Source organism: Bacillus sp. FSL R9-9834 (assembly GCF_038006905.1).
GTDB classification, from domain to species: Bacteria; Bacillota; Bacilli; order Bacillales; family Bacillaceae_G; genus Bacillus_A; species Bacillus_A pacificus.
In genome coordinates, this window is record NZ_JBBOWD010000001.1 from 2,111,862 (window position 1) to 2,126,642 (window position 14,781).

Sequence of the window (14,781 nt, forward strand, 5' to 3'; positions counted from 1 at the left end):
TAATTGTTTCCGTAACTTAGGGCAATATGGTAAATAATGATTTGTAGTTTAATGTGAAAAGAGAAGCGGATAGGAAATGTAGTTATTTGGATTGAGAGGATGATGAAGCGTGAATAAAAGCATGACATGAGCATTGCTACTCATGTCATGCTTTTATTTATGCCTTTGTAATGGCACGCGGAAATAAAATATTATTTTCTTTCATGAATTGCATCAATAAGTGGCTTATTACCGCCACAACAAAAATCTATTTTATATGATTTAAAAAGATCACTAGCCTTCGGAAATTGTGTAACAATCTCACCAACAATAGAAGTTTCAGTAAATATATGTTCCATATGAATGCCTCCATAAAGTTTAAATATAATATCTAAATTAAGAATAGCGATAAATGAAAAAACAACGTGGTGATTGAAATCACTTATTATGTGTCTGATTTGAGAATAATAGGATTATTCTTCAACAGAGGACATTATAGAAAAGATGGCGAAGAATTTTGGGATAGGAAGTATATCTTTTATAGGAGGTTTTTATGCAATATGTTTATCATATGGTACCAGAAGAACTAAAAGGAGAATATTTAATCCCATTAAATGAATTGAAAAGTGTATATCCAAATTTATACGGTGAGTATATACAAAAATATAAAGATCATCCTCACAGGGAGAAATTATTAACACGTAAAATACCAAAACTAGAATGTTTATGGAATGATGTTGTGCATTTTTTACCATTGCATCCTTATGAGATTTATAAAGTATTACTGGAAATAGGAATAAACCTTCATACAAATAAACTGTTTTATAAAGTTCCTATTAGCGCATTGAAGGGTCAGTGTATGGCAATATACAAGTACTCAAAGCATAATTGGGGTGGACCAAATAGAGAATTAAAAGAATGCGAAATAGAAATCATCAACTTTAATGAATATAGAGAATTAAAGCAATTAAATACCTGCACCAAAGAATATTACAGGGAGGAATATGAAAAGGGTAGAAGATTTGGGATGTTTCACTTAATTCCACATGTTCTTGTCAAAGGAAAAATAGAGGTGAAAAATCTTGAAATAATAAATTGGAGTATTGCTCCAGTTAATGATTAATATTACAAGCATTAAAAAAATAAGATGCTAATTTGAATTGATATATGGCTTACAAGAATGGAAGAATAATAACTATACGTAGTAGTAAAAAAGAAGCTTACTAGAAGCTTCTTTTTTACTACTATTTTTCACATGCAACTCCATCGCCATCACGATCAAGATGTGAGGCATAACCTGGTTGTCCTTTATATAGGGGAGCTTTCCCAGCAGCTCTAACTGCAGCACAATTTTTGTAATATGCACTACTAGTATTTCCTGAAGCAGGTTGTGTTTGAGTTTGCTGTGCTTTTTTCTGTTCCTCTTGTTGTTTACGAGCTTGTTCATCAGCTTGGCGTTTTTGCTCTTCTTGTTGTTTGCGAGCTTGTTCATCAGCTTGGCGTTTTTGCTCTTCTTGTTGTTTGCGAGCTTGTTCATCAGCTTGGCGTTTTTGCTCTTCTTGTTGTTTACGAGCTTGCTCATCAGCTTGGCGTTTTTGCTCTTCTTGTTGTTTGCGAGCTTGTTCATCAGCTTGGCGCTTTTGTTCTTCTTGTTGTTTACGAGCTTGCTCATCAGCGAGACGTTTTTCATCTTCTTGTTTACGAGCTTGTTCCTCGGCTTGACGTTTTTCATCTTCTTGCTTACGAGCTTGTTCTTCAGCTTGACGCTTCTCATCTTCTTGTTTTTGAGTTTTTTCGTCCGCTTCTTTCTTTTCTAGTTCTTTTTTCTTCTCGCTCTCTTTTTCTTCTGCATTGTTAGAAGTAACTTTTTTACTAGTTGCTGCTGTTTTTTCAGAAGTAGGGTTTGAAATGCTTGATAACGCACCAAAAATGACAAATAAAATAGCAGTGATAATAAATTGTTTTTTTGCTACACCTGTCTTTTTAATTACGGATAAGATTGCTAGAACAAGGAAGAAAATAAATAATATGAAACTTAAAGTAGCAAAAAAATCGATGACTGGGTGTTCAGATTTTGTAGTGCCCATTCCTGTTAAGAGAATCGAAATCATAAAAAGAATAACGGTAGGACGACCATATTGTTTTGCTTTTCCATTTTTCTTAAAGAATGAAATGATACATAGAACTAAAAGAATAAAAGCAATAAAAAATAAAGCTGCACCAATATTACTCAAAATCGCCATTTTTATACCTCCATTTGTAAGATTTTCACTATTGATTATATAGGAACTTATTGGATATTACACGATTTATATAAATTTAGAAAATTAGTATTTTTAATAGACTTATAAACATTTGTTCAATATATAAGAAAAAATAGATATATTTCCTATTACGTTTTTAAACAAAATTCATAAAGTATAATATATCGATTGAAAGGAGGGGATTTGAATGGAATTTCAATTGTTAGTGAATTGTATATTACAAGAAGGTAATGCTTACTTTTTAGTAACGAAGGTAGACGATGTAATTACGTTAAAAGTACCGATTACTGCGGGAGTAGCAGGTTTATTCTTAGCTTTAGGTGTACCAAGATGTTCTTAATTTAAATCTCTACAGTAGAAAGAGGAGGACAAGCCTCTTTCTACTAATACATAATTATTTTATGTAAACTAAAATGTTATTTTAGTAATAGCACATTTAGAATGGACATGCATATACTATAATGTTTTTTAAGTTATGAAAATTAAAGAGGTGCTATTATATATGAAAAGAAGAACATTTGATATTCCAGTCACATTACGAAGAGAGTGGTTTTTAATAGAATTAGCCCATTTAACGAAAAAATATGGAATTGAAATTGCAACTAGCAAAATGGAAGCTGCACCGTTTTTAAGAGATCAAGTTACGGAATCAAAAATAGGATCAGGCCTCCAATATGATAAATATGATGATGAGTATATCATTGAAAATTAAAGGGTACCAGCAAAAATAAATTCCTTTATAACAAAATATAAAATAAAGCAGATTCTAAATATGGAATCTGCTTTATTATGCAATAATTCTAGTCAACTAGCCTCTTTCTAGTGTTTTTCCTACATATTTTTCTTGTGTTATTCCGAAAGATTCATGAAGAATGCGAGCATAATCTTTTGATTCTATTGGTCGTTTATTTTTGATGCCTTTAAAGGTTTCTGTATAATTTTTATTTGTTAATGATACGTGCCCATAATCAGTTAATTTACAAGTAATAGCCCCTTTATTAAAAGGAGATTCTTTATGTTCCACAATCACTTTTTGAATGTTATTCACCTTTTTCTCATCTATTGAATCTAAAGTAAAGGCATAGCCTATTTTCCATTCATCTGAAGGTTCAGATTGCAAGAAATTTGTAGATTCCCCGTTAGCTCCTTTTCTCATTTCTAAAATGTGTGTACCTTTTCGGGTCGTTTGTTTGCGAATTCGATATTCTCCCGTTTGAGAAGAGATGACTTCTCCGGTAAAGGGGACTGGATGTAAAGGTAGATGAGATGCAAAACCCGCGTCTATAACATAATCTTTATTATTATGATTTAATATGATAATGACATGACCATCATCGGGTTTCCATTTATTATCGTAAAGATCATAAACAGTACCAGCTACTTTATATACTTGAAACCCACAATCCATTAAAAAGTAATACAATAAGGAGTTTAATTCATAACAAAGACCGCCTCGTTTTTGAATAAGTAATTTTTCTACTAAGTTCTTTTTTGAGATATCTTTAATCGTACCAGCCATAATATCGAGATTTTCATAGGGAAGAATCAAGCCCATCTTTAAGAGGATTTCATTTAAATCATCAAATGTTACTTCTTTTACAGGAATTTTTAGTCGTTTAAAAAACTCCTTTTGTAAATTGGTCAACATAAAGCATTCTCCTTTCTTTTTACAGAATTTTCTTCTGCTCACCGCTAGGTTAGTACTTCTAAAAGTTTAATTCAAGTCTGCGAAAATTATCATAATATATGTTTCTGAAAACCTTATTATCTATTTAGAAATTTCAGTTTAATCTTTCGGCGTAGGAAAGTCTTACAGCATAAGCTTCTATTCGTTTGTTTTGTATTAAATTAAATAAAAGTACATATCTTCATTCCTCTTTTTTTATAACTAGGTAGTAATAAAGTGTTATTTTTCTAAAGTTTTTTCAAGATTTGTATACTTTATATAGACAATGATGATTAAGAGATATTTGGATTTAGTACGGTTAACAATTATTGAGAAACTTTTTTATAGTGTTCTCTCAAAAGGAAGAGATAGAAACAAAGAGAATAACGTGTGTTAAGGAAGAAGGGGTACTAGTAATCTCTTGAGAGCAGGGACAAGATTTTGTTTAAGTAAAAAGATTATCTAGTATTAAGAAAGAAGATAAAAAATTACAAAGAGCACCTTCTTTCAAAAAAAGTGGGGGGAGTAACATGCGATTGATGAGAAGATGTGTTGCCTTACTAATTGTATTTTTTATCATGGTTCCAATGATTAGCACAAATGTACGAGCAGAAGTTGTAAAAGAGCTTAAAACAGGCTTTCCAGATCAAGAAGTCTTTACACCTGGAGATTGGTTTTTAGGGCAAAAACCTGCAAATTATGATGAGAATAAACCTCCAATTCTTTTTGTACAAGGAAGGAATGGGAATGCTGATAGTTGGTATGGAAAGACAGTGTATCACGATATAAATGATATGTATGACTATGCTTTGAAAGCAGGCTATCAAACAGTATTTATACAATTATATGATGCTGCTGGAAAAGGATCAGCTAGTCAGTGGGACAACGGAAAATTGTTAGCACAAAAATTAGAAGAAATATATAATCATTTCGGTAAAAAAGTTAATATTGTAGCACATAGTAAAGGCGGTATCGATACACAGGCTGCATTAGTAGGATATGGTGCAAATCGATTTGTCGGAAATGTTATTACGCTTGCGACACCACATCATGGATCAAACTTAGCTGATTTATCATATAGTTGGTGGGCGGGATGGCTTGCCTCTATATTAGGTCAAAAAGATGATGGTACGTACTCATTACAAATGGGCGAAATGGCAAAATTTCGTTCAACGATTGATAATAATCCAGCAGCTAAATTAAACCGTTATTATACAGTTACGGGAACTAGTTGGGGCCCTGTATTCTCGGCGTTATCCATGGGCGGATTATATTTGTCATCATACGGTTCAAATGATGGACTAGTAAATGAGTGGAGTGCTAAGTTGCCGTATGGAACTCATTTATTTACAGATTCCAGATTTGATCATGATAATATACGAAAAGGATCTGCTGTGTTCTCACGAATTGAACCATATTTACGTACATCAAATGTAGCCGTACCAGCTTTAGTAGCATCCAGCACTAGTTCAAATGAAAACATAGAACAATTAAATACAACTTCAAACCAAAACATTTTAGGCGGAGAATTGCCACAAAATCAGTGGATAGAGCAAACTGTTACAGTTGATAAAAAGTCAGAAGGAATCGTTTCTATATTAACTGCTTCGTCTAATGTAGAAGTACAAATGATATCACCAAAAGGAAAAATGTATACAAATAAGGATAGCGTTATAACTACTGGTGAAGAAGAATCTTTCTTTGGTGGTGCAACAATTAGAACATTTAAATTTGATAAAATGGATGTAGGAGAATGGAAAGTTAAAATGATGGCGAAGCAGTCGAAAGATGCATATCTAGTTATAAGCGATTACAAGAATGACGCACCATTTGTTCTTCAAATGCCTACCAAAGTTAAAGTAAATAAACCTGAGTATAAACTGAAAAAATCACCTGTAGCACCTGAAATGAAAGGGGATCTTTCCATAACAGTAAGAGTTGTGAATGAAGAAGGGAAACTAGTCTCTGAATTTAATGAATTGCAAAATGTTAATAACAATACATTTACTGGTGCTTTGAAGGACATAAAGCAACCAGGAGTATATAACGTTACGATGGATATAAAAGGGATGAATAAAGAAGGACTGCCTTATAATCGTACAATTGTTAAGTCGGTTTATGTGGAGAAGTAAGGACGAATAGATATTAATATAAAAGTGTAGAAATCTTGTGTTAGAAAGATTTCTGCACTTTTTTGATTATTATCCCGCTATTTGCGGGATAATAATCAGTGGGCGTTTATGTTCTATAAGAGAGACTAGAAATTGAAGAAGAGGATTAGTTATTAAAAAAAGATGCTGAGCTAGCATCTTAATCTAAGGCGGCTTTTTATTTACTTAATTTTGTTACAGTTAATTCAAGTGAATTTATACCATTATCACAAGTTACAATTTTTTGCTTATTAAAACCGCTGTTATTTCTAAGTTGAATGGTAGAATTTTCTGGTACCGTAACAATTGTTTCACCAACGAGTTGAAGACATTCGTTATTTGCTGAATTAGTCATTTGAATTGCGAAATCTCCTTGGCTATTAGCAAGGGGATTGTTATTTAAGAATATAGTCATGACTGGAATATGTGGAAATACAGGATTTAAAGTAGTGTTAATAGTTGAAATGAAAGAAACTCTATAATCACCAGCTTGACTAAATTGTATAGTAGTAGGATTTAGTAAGGAAACTCCTCCTGCTATAGGGCCGAAGTGATTAAATGGAAAAGGATCGCCAAAAGAAACAGTTATAAATTCAGTTTGCCAAAAAGTCCCATAAGCTGGACCGGATGGTTTATGTGAGCTGGGGGGACAGGGGCAGGAACATCTTTTAAACGATTTTGAAGAATGAAAGTGAGGATTCAATCTATTACCTCCTATTATTAATAGATTTAAGACACATAGTAGTTTATGTAAATGGGAGGAAATTTGTTTGTATGCTTGTACTATATAGAAGAAAAGATAATAGATTTGGAAGATAACGTGCTCAAATAATGAAATATAGTATTAGGATATTATTTGTGAAATTTTTGAAGGAGGTTAATGAATTGCTAGAAAAATGAGCCGAGGTTCTTAATAGATTGAAGTATAGGAGAAATGATTATTATATTAATTTCACTTGAAAAGGAAACATTATTATCTTCAGTTGCACTAATGTTATCGAGTAGTGAATTTCTATGATTTGAATGTTGGTATATTAGAGTCTTTAGTTATCGCTTTTTATTTATGTAGATGGGCAGGAAGAAGACGAAAAGTATCGAATGAATGTACATATGTAGCATTGTTTGCTTTTGGTGTGAATAATAGTAAAAGATACGTTGAAATATTTTAAACTGTAACGAAAGAACGATTAAATTATAGAAGGAGCAACTTACATGGAAAATATATTAAAGGTATCTTCAAAATCAAGCCCAAATTCAGTTGCAGGTGCAATAGCAGGTGTACTAAGAACAAGTGGCAATGTAGAAATTCAAGCGATTGGGGCTGGTTCTTTAAATCAAGCGATTAAAGCAATAGCAATCGCAAGAGGATTTGTTGCTCCAAGTGGTATCGATTTAGCCTTCGTTCCAGCATTTCAAGAGGTTACGATTAATGAACAAGAAAGAACGGCGATTAAATTAATTATAGGTCCTAGGAAGAAAAGGTAACTGCAGTAATTCACTATTGAAATGACATTTAACATAACAAACAAAAAAGTGTCACAAATGCTATAAACCAGGCATTTGTGACACTTTTATAGTTTTGTAAGAATAAAAACCTCTAAAACTGCTCATTCTTCTCCCAAGATTCCACAATATAATGTGCAATCGTCGGATTGAATCCTTTCCCAACTAAAAACATAATGGCAGCAACTTCTGTTAAAGCGTGTTTGTGTGATGTATGTTTTGCTTCATTTAAACCGTAATCTACCCAAGGTTTTACGAAATCTAGTACAGGTTTCTTTAAAGGTAAGAACTGTGTACCGACAACTTGTTGAATTTGTTGTTGCGTTGGTTCTGTAATTGGTCCAGGTGGTAAGATTTGTGGCTGTGTAATATCTAATGTTGGTCCAGGTGGTAAAATTTGTGGTTGTGTAATATCTACTGTTGGTGGTTTAGGTGGTGAGACACGTGCGTCGTAGTTTGGTTGATACATTTGTTGTTGATATTGAGGTTGTTGTGGCTGAGTTGGGTATGGGTTTTGTTGAAACTGTTGTTCTTGAGTTTGTGTTGCTACATATGGATTTTGTTGAAATTGTTGTTCTTGAGTTTGCGGTGCTACATAGGGATTTTGTTGAAATTGTTGCTCTTGAGTTTGTGGTACTGCATATGGATTTTGAGGATATTCGTAACTTGGACGTGTGTCATATGGATTTTGCTGAAATTGTTGTTCTTGAGTTTGTGGCGCTGCATATGGATTTTGTTCATATTGTTGCTCTTGTTCTTCATATTGTTCTGTATATCTTTGTTCTTGTTCCTGCGCCTGAGGGTAAAATGGTTGTTGTGGGTAAGGCGGTTGATTATTATAGAACATATTTATTCCTCCTTCATGATGATGCCTACCACCTAGTGTATGGGCGGACAAGAAAATATGTGATGAAAAAATGCGGGCGTGTTACAATAAGTAACTGGGTGAAGATAAAATGACAAAACAAGAAAAGATAGAAAAAACAATTACTTTTGTAAAACATATTTTAGAAAAAGATGCGAGTGGGCATGATTGGTATCATATTGAGCGCGTACATAAACTGGCGATTTCTTTATTCGAGCAAGAAGGAGGAAATCGTTTTATAATTGAAATGGCAGCATTACTTCACGATGTGGCAGATGAGAAGTTAAATGAAAGTGAAGAAGCAGGAATGAAAAAAGTTTCTGATTGGTTAGAAGAGTTACATGTTGAAGAAGAGGAAAGTGAGCATGTTCTTCATATTATCGCCAATATGTCTTATAAAGGTGGTCATGGCGGTAAAGTGGAGTCAATTGAAGGGAAGATTGTTCAAGATGCAGATCGCTTAGACGCTCTTGGTGCAATTGGAATAGCTCGCACATTTGCGTATGGCGGGGCGAAAGGGAGATTAATGTATGATCCAACTATTCCTCCTCGTGAAGTGATGACGAAAGATGAATATAGAAAAAATAATGACCCATCTTTAAATCATTTTTATGAAAAACTTTTAAAACTAAAAGGCTTAATGAATACGAATGCAGCAAAACAAGAGGCGGAAGTTCGTCATCGTTATATGGAACAGTTTATTGAACAATTTATGAAAGAGTGGAATGCACAAATATGAAAATGTTAACTGTGGAAAACTTATCAAAATCATATGGAGAAAAACCGTTATTTGATGGATTATCATTTAGTATTGCAGAAGGACAACGTGCCGGAATTATCGGTGTAAACGGTACTGGTAAATCAACTTTATTAAAAATTATTGCAGGGGCAGAAATTCCTGATACAGGTGATATGACTCATTCACGTGGATATACAATTAGTTATTTATCACAGCAACCAGAGTTTGATGAACAATTAACAGTATTAGAGCAAGTCTTCCATGGTGATACACCTTTAATTCGTCTTCTTCGTGATTATGAAAAGGCGCTATTACATATCGAAAAAGATCCAAGTAATGAAAAGGTACAGGAACAATTATTTGCAGTGCAACAACGTATGGATGCGATGAGTGCGTGGGAAGCAAATGCGAATGCAAAATCGTTATTAACGAAATTAGGAATTACTGATTTCACAGCAATTGTTGGAAATTTATCTGGTGGACAGAAAAAACGTATTGCGATGGCGCAGTGTTTTATTGAAACACCGGATCTATTAATTTTAGATGAGCCTACGAACCATCTTGACCATGAGACAGTTGAGTGGTTAGAGGAATATTTAGCAAGGTACACAGGTGCGGTATTACTTGTAACCCATGATCGTTATTTCTTAGATCGTGTGACGAATCGTATTTTCGAATTAGATAATGGAAAATTGTATAGTTATGAAGGAAATTACAGTACGTTTTTAGAAGCGAAAGCACTTCGTGAAGAACAAGAACTTGCGCAAGAATCAAAACGTCAAAACTTATATCGCCGTGAACTAGCGTGGATTCGCCGTGGTGCAAAAGCTCGTTCGACAAAGCAAAAGGCACGTATTCAACGATTTGAAGAGTTAAAAGGTCAAGAAGGTCCAGCTGCAAAACAGTCAGTTGATATTGCGCTTAGCGGTAGTCGCCTTGGGAAAAAAGTACTTGAGTTAAAAGATGTAACGAAAAAATTTGGCGATAAAACAGTATTAAACAACTTCAATCATATCGTGAAACCAGGCGATCGTATCGGAATTATTGGAGCGAATGGAAGCGGGAAATCTTCACTATTAAATATGCTTGCAGGTAAAATATCTCCTGATAGTGGTGAAATTGAAGTTGGACAAACAGTAAAAATTGCTTACTATACGCAAGAAAATGAAGAAATGAATTTAAATCAACGTATGATTGAATACATTAAAGAAATTGCGGAAGTTATTCATACGACAGATGGAAAAGTAATTGGTGCGTCTCAAATGTTAGAACGTTTCTTATTCCCGCCGCATTCACATGGTACACCTCTTGGCAAATTATCTGGCGGTGAAAGAAGACGTTTATACTTATTACGTATATTAATGGGAGAACCGAACGTACTATTACTAGATGAGCCTACGAATGATCTAGATACACAAACATTAACGGTGTTGGAAGATTATTTAGAAGATTTCCCAGGTGTCGTTTTAACTGTATCGCATGACCGTTACTTCTTAGATAAAGTAGTAGATGAATTGTTCATCTTTACGGGAGAAGGAGAAGTGCGCGAATTTCTAGGTAGTTATACGGATTACTTAGAAATGGAAAAAACGAGAGAACTTATTGAGAAAGCGGAAGTACAGAAAGAGAAAAAAGTAGTAGAAGAAGCACCGAAACAACAACGTAAGCGTAAACTTTCATATAACGAGCAGCGCGAATGGGAAACAATTGAAGATACAATTGCGGAACTTGAAGAAAAGCTAGAATCAATTGGAGAAGAGCTTGCGAATGTTGGTTCTGATTTTACGAAAGCGCAAGAATTGTCTGAAGCACAGCAAAAAACAGAAGAAGAGTTAGAAAAAACGATGGAAAGATGGAGTGAACTATCCGACATTGTTGAAGGATTAAAATAAAAACAAGCTGCATATATTGAAAAGTAAAGAGAAAAACTTTACACTATTGGTAGAACCTATTTTAGGAGGGAAAAAATGAGAACATCTAATCCAATGTTGAAAAAAGAGGCATTCCGTAAAGAAGGAGCAAGTGCTTCTGCGATGACTATTGGCGGAACAGTAGGCAAAACGTTTATTATGCTTATCTTGCTACTTGCAACGTCTGTCTATTCATACATACAGATGATAGAGGGTACGATGAAGATGCCAGTATTAATTGGCGCTTTAATCGTTGCGGCAATCATCGCATTTGCGTCTATGTTCTTCCCGCGTATTTCACCTTTTGGTGCACCAATCTATGCGGCGGTAGAAGGGGTTGTATTAGGTAGTATTTCAGCTGTTTATACAATGAAGTTTGGCGATTCTATCGTTTTAAATGCTGTATTATTAACAATCTCAATTCTATTTGCGATGTTAGTGTTATATGCAACACGCGTAGTAAAAGTAACGGATAAATTCCGTACAGGCGTGATGGCAGCAACACTTGGAATTATGGTTATGTATTTAGTCGTATTTCTACTAAACATGTTTGGTGTAACTGTTCCGTACATTCACCAAGGTGGTACGATCGGTATTATTATTAGTGCAGTTGTTATCGTAGTTGCTGCATTAAACTTATTACTAGATTTCGATTTAATCGAAAATGGTGTACGTAGTCAAGCTCCGAAATATATGGAGTGGTACACTGCAATGGGACTAATGCTTACATTAGTATGGTTATACTTAGAAATTCTTCGTTTCGTTTCTTACTTTACGAAAAATGACTAATAAAAAAATCCTGCGTGAAAAATGCAGGATTTTTTTATTTTCAAAGATATATTGATGATGTGGTATAATATGGATGTTGGTAACCTTAAATTGAAGGGGATGGAATATGATGAAAGAGAAGAAAGGGATTATGAAAAAACTATTTTCTAAAAGTTTTTTCATAGAACTAGATGATGCTTTAACGTATCCATCGGGAGAAGTTATTACTTCAGCTATTGAAAGTTATGCAGCTGAATGTAATGAACAACTGAAATTTGAGAGTAAAGTAAAACCGATAACTTTCTACTTAGAAGAAGTATTATATCGTGCGGAAGTAAAGATGGCCCGCGGAGGATATTACATTTCATGCAGTGAAGTATAATTTTTTGAAAGCTTACATGTTTAAAGTATGTAAGGTTTCTTTTTAGTTTTTATAAGGTATAAAAATATATTTTTTATTATAAAGTATATTATTTTAAGCTTTTTACCCTTCATATATTTTTCTTTACAATGAAGAAAAATATAAGAGGTGGTATAACTTATGATGAATCGAGTTGTATTAATCGGTAGATTGACAAAGGAGCCAGAATTATACTACACAAAGCAAGGCGTTGCGTATGCACGAGTATGTGTTGCGGTGAATAGAGGTTTTCGAAATAGCTTAGGTGAGCAGCAAGTAGATTTTATTAATTGCGTCGTATGGAGAAGGTCAGCTGAGAATGTAACTGAATATTGTACGAAAGGTTCACTTGTTGGAATTACTGGACGTATTCATACGAGGAATTACGAGGATAATCAAGGAAAGAGAATATATATAACGGAAGTTGTGATTGAGAGCATTACATTTTTGGAGAGAAGGAGGGAGGGCGCATCGTAAGAAGAGGGCTTAGTAATATAGCCCTCTATCACTTTTGATTGATCCCTTCCCAAACAACATCTAATTGTTGGTTGAGTGTATTTTTCACGTTTATTTCATTAGCATGTAATAGTGAATGGGACATTAATGTATAAAAATAAGTACTCATAATAGTAGAAGTGATAATATGTATATCCCATTGACTGTTTAATTTTCCTGTCTCTTTCGCCTCTGTAATAATTGAAGACAAACCTTTTTGTAGCTGCTGTATACTTTTTACTTCATTTTCTACTAAGTAATTAGACTTTATAATCTCAAAGACGGCATGCTTCATTAAATCACCATGTCCAGTAAAACGATCTAGTAAGTCTCCTAGAACAAGTTTAATTCTTTCTTTTGGATGTTCTACATTTGCATATGTTTTTAAACTTTCATTCCATAGTTCAATTTGAGAATCACCTAAAAATAATAATATGTTTTCTTTTTTCGGAAAGTAATTGAAGAAAGTTCCTTTTGCAATCCCGCATGCAGTAGTAATATCTTGAACCGTTACATTTTCGTACCCGCGTTCTTGGAAGAGTTGTACTGCTTTTAGGAATATAAGTTCTTTTAATTCTTTTTTTCTCGTTTCTCTCAGCATATAATCTACTCCTAACACAAACAATTATATCTGTTTAATAGATAATCTCAAATAAAATCTTACTTCATGATTAAGTTTAATGTAATTGAAAGAAGGATAGAGAATGCTGTTTCTTATTATTATAAATGAAAGTTATATAGTTCATGTGCTTGCCTTTCAGAAATCCATTTTGGAATACGTTTCATTACTTCATTTCTTACTATAGTTAAAGGTTTACTTTCTATTTGCGCCATTTTTCCAACTGTCCACGCAGTGTTTGAGATTTTTTCAATTCTATCTCGTCTTTTTTGTTCGTATTCTATAAATGCTTGACGATAATGGGCATTATTTTTGATGCATTCAGCCAAAATAATCGCATCTTCAATTGCTTGGCAAGCACCTTGGCCTAAATTCGGAGTAAGTGCATGGGCAGCATCCCCAATAAAAACGATGCGTTTTTCAAAAAACTGATTCATTGGCATAATGTCTACAATATCACGATGAATCATATGAACGTCCGATGCATTATGCAAAATAGATGGTATGGGATTGTGGTAAGATTTGAAATGATTATATAAATCTTCTGTTGTGTAAGCTTTGTATTTTGGATCTCTAGCTTTCGCGTTTATGAGCGCATACCAGTATACTTCGTTGTTGGGAAGAGGGACGATACCAAATCTACCGTTCGTTCCCCAAGTTTCAATAAAATCATTTGTTAAAGAAAGATTATTAGTAGGAGTTATGCCACGCCAACACGTATATCCTGCATAACGATAATTATCCCTTTGTGTTACTTGTTTTCGAACGACAGAATGAATACCATCGGCAGAAATCAGTATATTGCCAAATGCTTCACTACCATCTTGAAATACTATTTTTAAGGCGTCTTTCTCATTTCGTTCTATTTTTACACATTCTTTTCTCCATTCGACAGTATCTTCTTGTAGTTCAGAAAGTAGCAATTGATGTAAATCTTTTCTATGAATAGAGTACATTTTTGGATAACAAGATGGGATAATCAATTTATTGAAAACAGTTCCTTTTTCGGATACAAGGTTAAAACCGTCACTTTCGTTGCCGAATTTTTTGATTTTCTCAGAAATTCCGTATGGCTCAAGTGCTTGCATTGCATTCGGAGCAATGATAATACCCGTACCAGCAACAGTAGGCTCATTGTTTTTATCATATACTTTTACTTCTATTCCTATTTTTTGTAAGGAAATTGCTGCGCAAAGTCCAGCAATACCGCCACCAATAATTATGACATTGTTCATTTGTTATCACTCCACCTTTGAATGACTTTGTTCATAAAATGACCTTGGTCATTTTATGAGTTAAGGTTAATCCCTTTTTATGTAATTGTCAATTATACTTTTAACTATAGTTATGGAATGATTAGGTGAAAATAGAATGAATGAAACTTCCTAGCAATGTAGAAAAGTAAATAGTAAAATTAAGCATC

The 14,781-nt window shown here is 33.7% G+C and carries 16 protein-coding genes and 1 pseudogene; 10 read left to right on the forward strand and 7 right to left on the reverse strand.

The window, feature by feature from the left end:
- Nucleotides 1-197 precede the first annotated feature (197 nt).
- Nucleotides 198-338: pseudogene (locus MKY00_RS10980) on the reverse strand (DUF542 domain-containing protein); the annotation flags it as partial.
- A gap of 194 nt (nt 339-532) precedes the next feature.
- Here MKY00_RS10980 and MKY00_RS10985 point away from each other — a divergent pair.
- Nucleotides 533-1,102 (forward strand): hypothetical protein, encoded by a 570-nt coding sequence (locus MKY00_RS10985; protein ID WP_016717345.1) that lies wholly within the window; start codon nt 533-535, stop codon nt 1,100-1,102.
- 121 nt (nt 1,103-1,223) lie between these two features.
- On the opposite strand, the gene MKY00_RS10990 is transcribed toward MKY00_RS10985, so the two are convergent.
- Nucleotides 1,224-2,222, reverse strand: coding sequence for an excalibur calcium-binding domain-containing protein (locus MKY00_RS10990; RefSeq protein ID WP_262731513.1), 999 nt, complete (start codon nt 2,220-2,222; stop codon nt 1,224-1,226).
- Between the two features lie 208 nt (nt 2,223-2,430).
- Between MKY00_RS10990 and exsG the strand changes: the two genes are divergently transcribed.
- Both exsG and MKY00_RS11000 read left to right on the forward strand, forming a co-directional pair.
- Nucleotides 2,431-2,583, forward strand: coding sequence for an exosporium protein ExsG (gene exsG / locus MKY00_RS10995; RefSeq protein ID WP_000395674.1), 153 nt, complete (start codon nt 2,431-2,433; stop codon nt 2,581-2,583).
- A 162-nt stretch (nt 2,584-2,745) separates the two neighbouring features.
- Entirely contained in the window at nt 2,746-2,955 is a 210-nt protein-coding gene (locus MKY00_RS11000; RefSeq protein ID WP_000830253.1) for a hypothetical protein, read from the forward strand.
- 96 nt (nt 2,956-3,051) lie between these two features.
- Here the strand turns inward: MKY00_RS11000 and MKY00_RS11005 are convergent, their stop codons facing one another.
- The gene (locus MKY00_RS11005; protein WP_000957152.1) at nt 3,052-3,891 is read right to left on the reverse strand and encodes an arylamine N-acetyltransferase family protein; all 840 of its coding nucleotides are present in this window, start codon (nt 3,889-3,891) and stop codon (nt 3,052-3,054) included.
- 548 nt (nt 3,892-4,439) lie between these two features.
- Here MKY00_RS11005 and MKY00_RS11010 point away from each other — a divergent pair.
- Nucleotides 4,440-6,041 carry an esterase/lipase family protein gene (locus MKY00_RS11010; protein ID WP_014893792.1) on the forward strand — a complete coding sequence of 534 codons (1,602 nt, stop codon included), beginning with the start codon at nt 4,440-4,442 and terminating at the stop codon, nt 6,039-6,041.
- Nucleotides 6,042-6,237: 196 nt separating this feature from the next.
- Here MKY00_RS11010 and MKY00_RS11015 read toward each other — a convergent pair whose 3' ends face one another.
- Nucleotides 6,238-6,762, reverse strand: a complete 525-nt coding sequence (locus MKY00_RS11015) for a hypothetical protein (protein ID WP_016717346.1) — start codon at nt 6,760-6,762, stop codon at nt 6,238-6,240.
- A 509-nt stretch (nt 6,763-7,271) separates the two neighbouring features.
- Here MKY00_RS11015 and spoVS point away from each other — a divergent pair.
- Entirely contained in the window at nt 7,272-7,544 is a 273-nt protein-coding gene (gene spoVS / locus MKY00_RS11020; RefSeq protein ID WP_000427805.1) for a stage V sporulation protein SpoVS, read from the forward strand.
- Nucleotides 7,545-7,656: 112 nt separating this feature from the next.
- On the opposite strand, the gene MKY00_RS11025 is transcribed toward spoVS, so the two are convergent.
- Nucleotides 7,657-8,409 carry a hypothetical protein gene (locus MKY00_RS11025; protein WP_000499662.1) on the reverse strand — a complete coding sequence of 251 codons (753 nt, stop codon included), beginning with the start codon at nt 8,407-8,409 and terminating at the stop codon, nt 7,657-7,659.
- Between the two features lie 109 nt (nt 8,410-8,518).
- Here MKY00_RS11025 and MKY00_RS11030 point away from each other — a divergent pair, with 109 nt between their 5' ends.
- The 5 genes from MKY00_RS11030 to MKY00_RS11050 all read left to right on the forward strand — a co-directional run bounded on the left by MKY00_RS11030 (nt 8,519) and on the right by MKY00_RS11050 (nt 12,721).
- Entirely contained in the window at nt 8,519-9,166 is a 648-nt protein-coding gene (locus MKY00_RS11030) for an HD domain-containing protein (protein ID WP_016717347.1), read from the forward strand.
- Nucleotides 9,163-11,058: an ABC-F family ATP-binding cassette domain-containing protein gene (locus tag MKY00_RS11035; protein ID WP_014893791.1), complete on the forward strand. Its 1,896-nt coding sequence runs from the start codon at nt 9,163-9,165 to the stop codon at nt 11,056-11,058. The genes MKY00_RS11030 and MKY00_RS11035 overlap by 4 nt, the downstream gene beginning before the upstream one ends.
- 75 nt (nt 11,059-11,133) lie before the next feature.
- The gene (locus MKY00_RS11040) at nt 11,134-11,865 is read left to right on the forward strand and encodes a Bax inhibitor-1/YccA family protein (protein ID WP_001260642.1); all 732 of its coding nucleotides are present in this window, start codon (nt 11,134-11,136) and stop codon (nt 11,863-11,865) included.
- Nucleotides 11,866-11,971: 106 nt separating this feature from the next.
- Complete coding sequence (locus MKY00_RS11045) at nt 11,972-12,226, forward strand: DUF4318 domain-containing protein (RefSeq protein ID WP_000975124.1); 255 nt, start codon at nt 11,972-11,974, stop codon at nt 12,224-12,226.
- A 159-nt stretch (nt 12,227-12,385) separates the two neighbouring features.
- On the forward strand, nt 12,386-12,721 hold the full coding sequence (locus tag MKY00_RS11050) for a single-stranded DNA-binding protein (protein WP_000982033.1): 336 nt from the start codon (nt 12,386-12,388) through the stop codon (nt 12,719-12,721).
- A 28-nt stretch (nt 12,722-12,749) separates the two neighbouring features.
- Here MKY00_RS11050 and MKY00_RS11055 read toward each other — a convergent pair whose 3' ends face one another.
- Both MKY00_RS11055 and MKY00_RS11060 read right to left on the reverse strand, forming a co-directional pair.
- Nucleotides 12,750-13,340 carry a TetR/AcrR family transcriptional regulator gene (locus MKY00_RS11055; RefSeq protein WP_016717348.1) on the reverse strand — a complete coding sequence of 197 codons (591 nt, stop codon included), beginning with the start codon at nt 13,338-13,340 and terminating at the stop codon, nt 12,750-12,752.
- Between the two features lie 119 nt (nt 13,341-13,459).
- Nucleotides 13,460-14,593, reverse strand: coding sequence for an FAD-dependent oxidoreductase (locus MKY00_RS11060; RefSeq protein ID WP_016717349.1), 1,134 nt, complete (start codon nt 14,591-14,593; stop codon nt 13,460-13,462).
- Between the last annotated feature and the right edge of the window lie 188 nt (nt 14,594-14,781).

Coding starts and splice junctions, on each gene's coding strand:
- spoVS (WP_000427805.1), top strand. CDS start 7,272: ATGGAAAATATATTAAAGGTATCTTCAAAATCAAGCCCAAATTCAGTT.
- MKY00_RS10990 (WP_262731513.1), bottom strand. CDS start 2,222: ATGGCGATTTTGAGTAATATTGGTGCAGCTTTATTTTTTATTGCTTTT.
- MKY00_RS11000 (WP_000830253.1), top strand. CDS start 2,746: ATGAAAAGAAGAACATTTGATATTCCAGTCACATTACGAAGAGAGTGG.
- MKY00_RS10985 (WP_016717345.1), top strand. CDS start 533: ATGCAATATGTTTATCATATGGTACCAGAAGAACTAAAAGGAGAATAT.
- MKY00_RS11035 (WP_014893791.1), top strand. CDS start 9,163: ATGAAAATGTTAACTGTGGAAAACTTATCAAAATCATATGGAGAAAAA.
- MKY00_RS11050 (WP_000982033.1), top strand. CDS start 12,386: ATGATGAATCGAGTTGTATTAATCGGTAGATTGACAAAGGAGCCAGAA.
- MKY00_RS11010 (WP_014893792.1), top strand. CDS start 4,440: ATGCGATTGATGAGAAGATGTGTTGCCTTACTAATTGTATTTTTTATC.
- MKY00_RS11025 (WP_000499662.1), bottom strand. CDS start 8,409: ATGTTCTATAATAATCAACCGCCTTACCCACAACAACCATTTTACCCT.
- MKY00_RS11040 (WP_001260642.1), top strand. CDS start 11,134: ATGAGAACATCTAATCCAATGTTGAAAAAAGAGGCATTCCGTAAAGAA.
- MKY00_RS11030 (WP_016717347.1), top strand. CDS start 8,519: ATGACAAAACAAGAAAAGATAGAAAAAACAATTACTTTTGTAAAACAT.
- exsG (WP_000395674.1), top strand. CDS start 2,431: ATGGAATTTCAATTGTTAGTGAATTGTATATTACAAGAAGGTAATGCT.
- MKY00_RS11045 (WP_000975124.1), top strand. CDS start 11,972: ATGATGAAAGAGAAGAAAGGGATTATGAAAAAACTATTTTCTAAAAGT.
- MKY00_RS11005 (WP_000957152.1), bottom strand. CDS start 3,891: ATGTTGACCAATTTACAAAAGGAGTTTTTTAAACGACTAAAAATTCCT.
- MKY00_RS11055 (WP_016717348.1), bottom strand. CDS start 13,340: ATGCTGAGAGAAACGAGAAAAAAAGAATTAAAAGAACTTATATTCCTA.
- MKY00_RS11060 (WP_016717349.1), bottom strand. CDS start 14,593: ATGAACAATGTCATAATTATTGGTGGCGGTATTGCTGGACTTTGCGCA.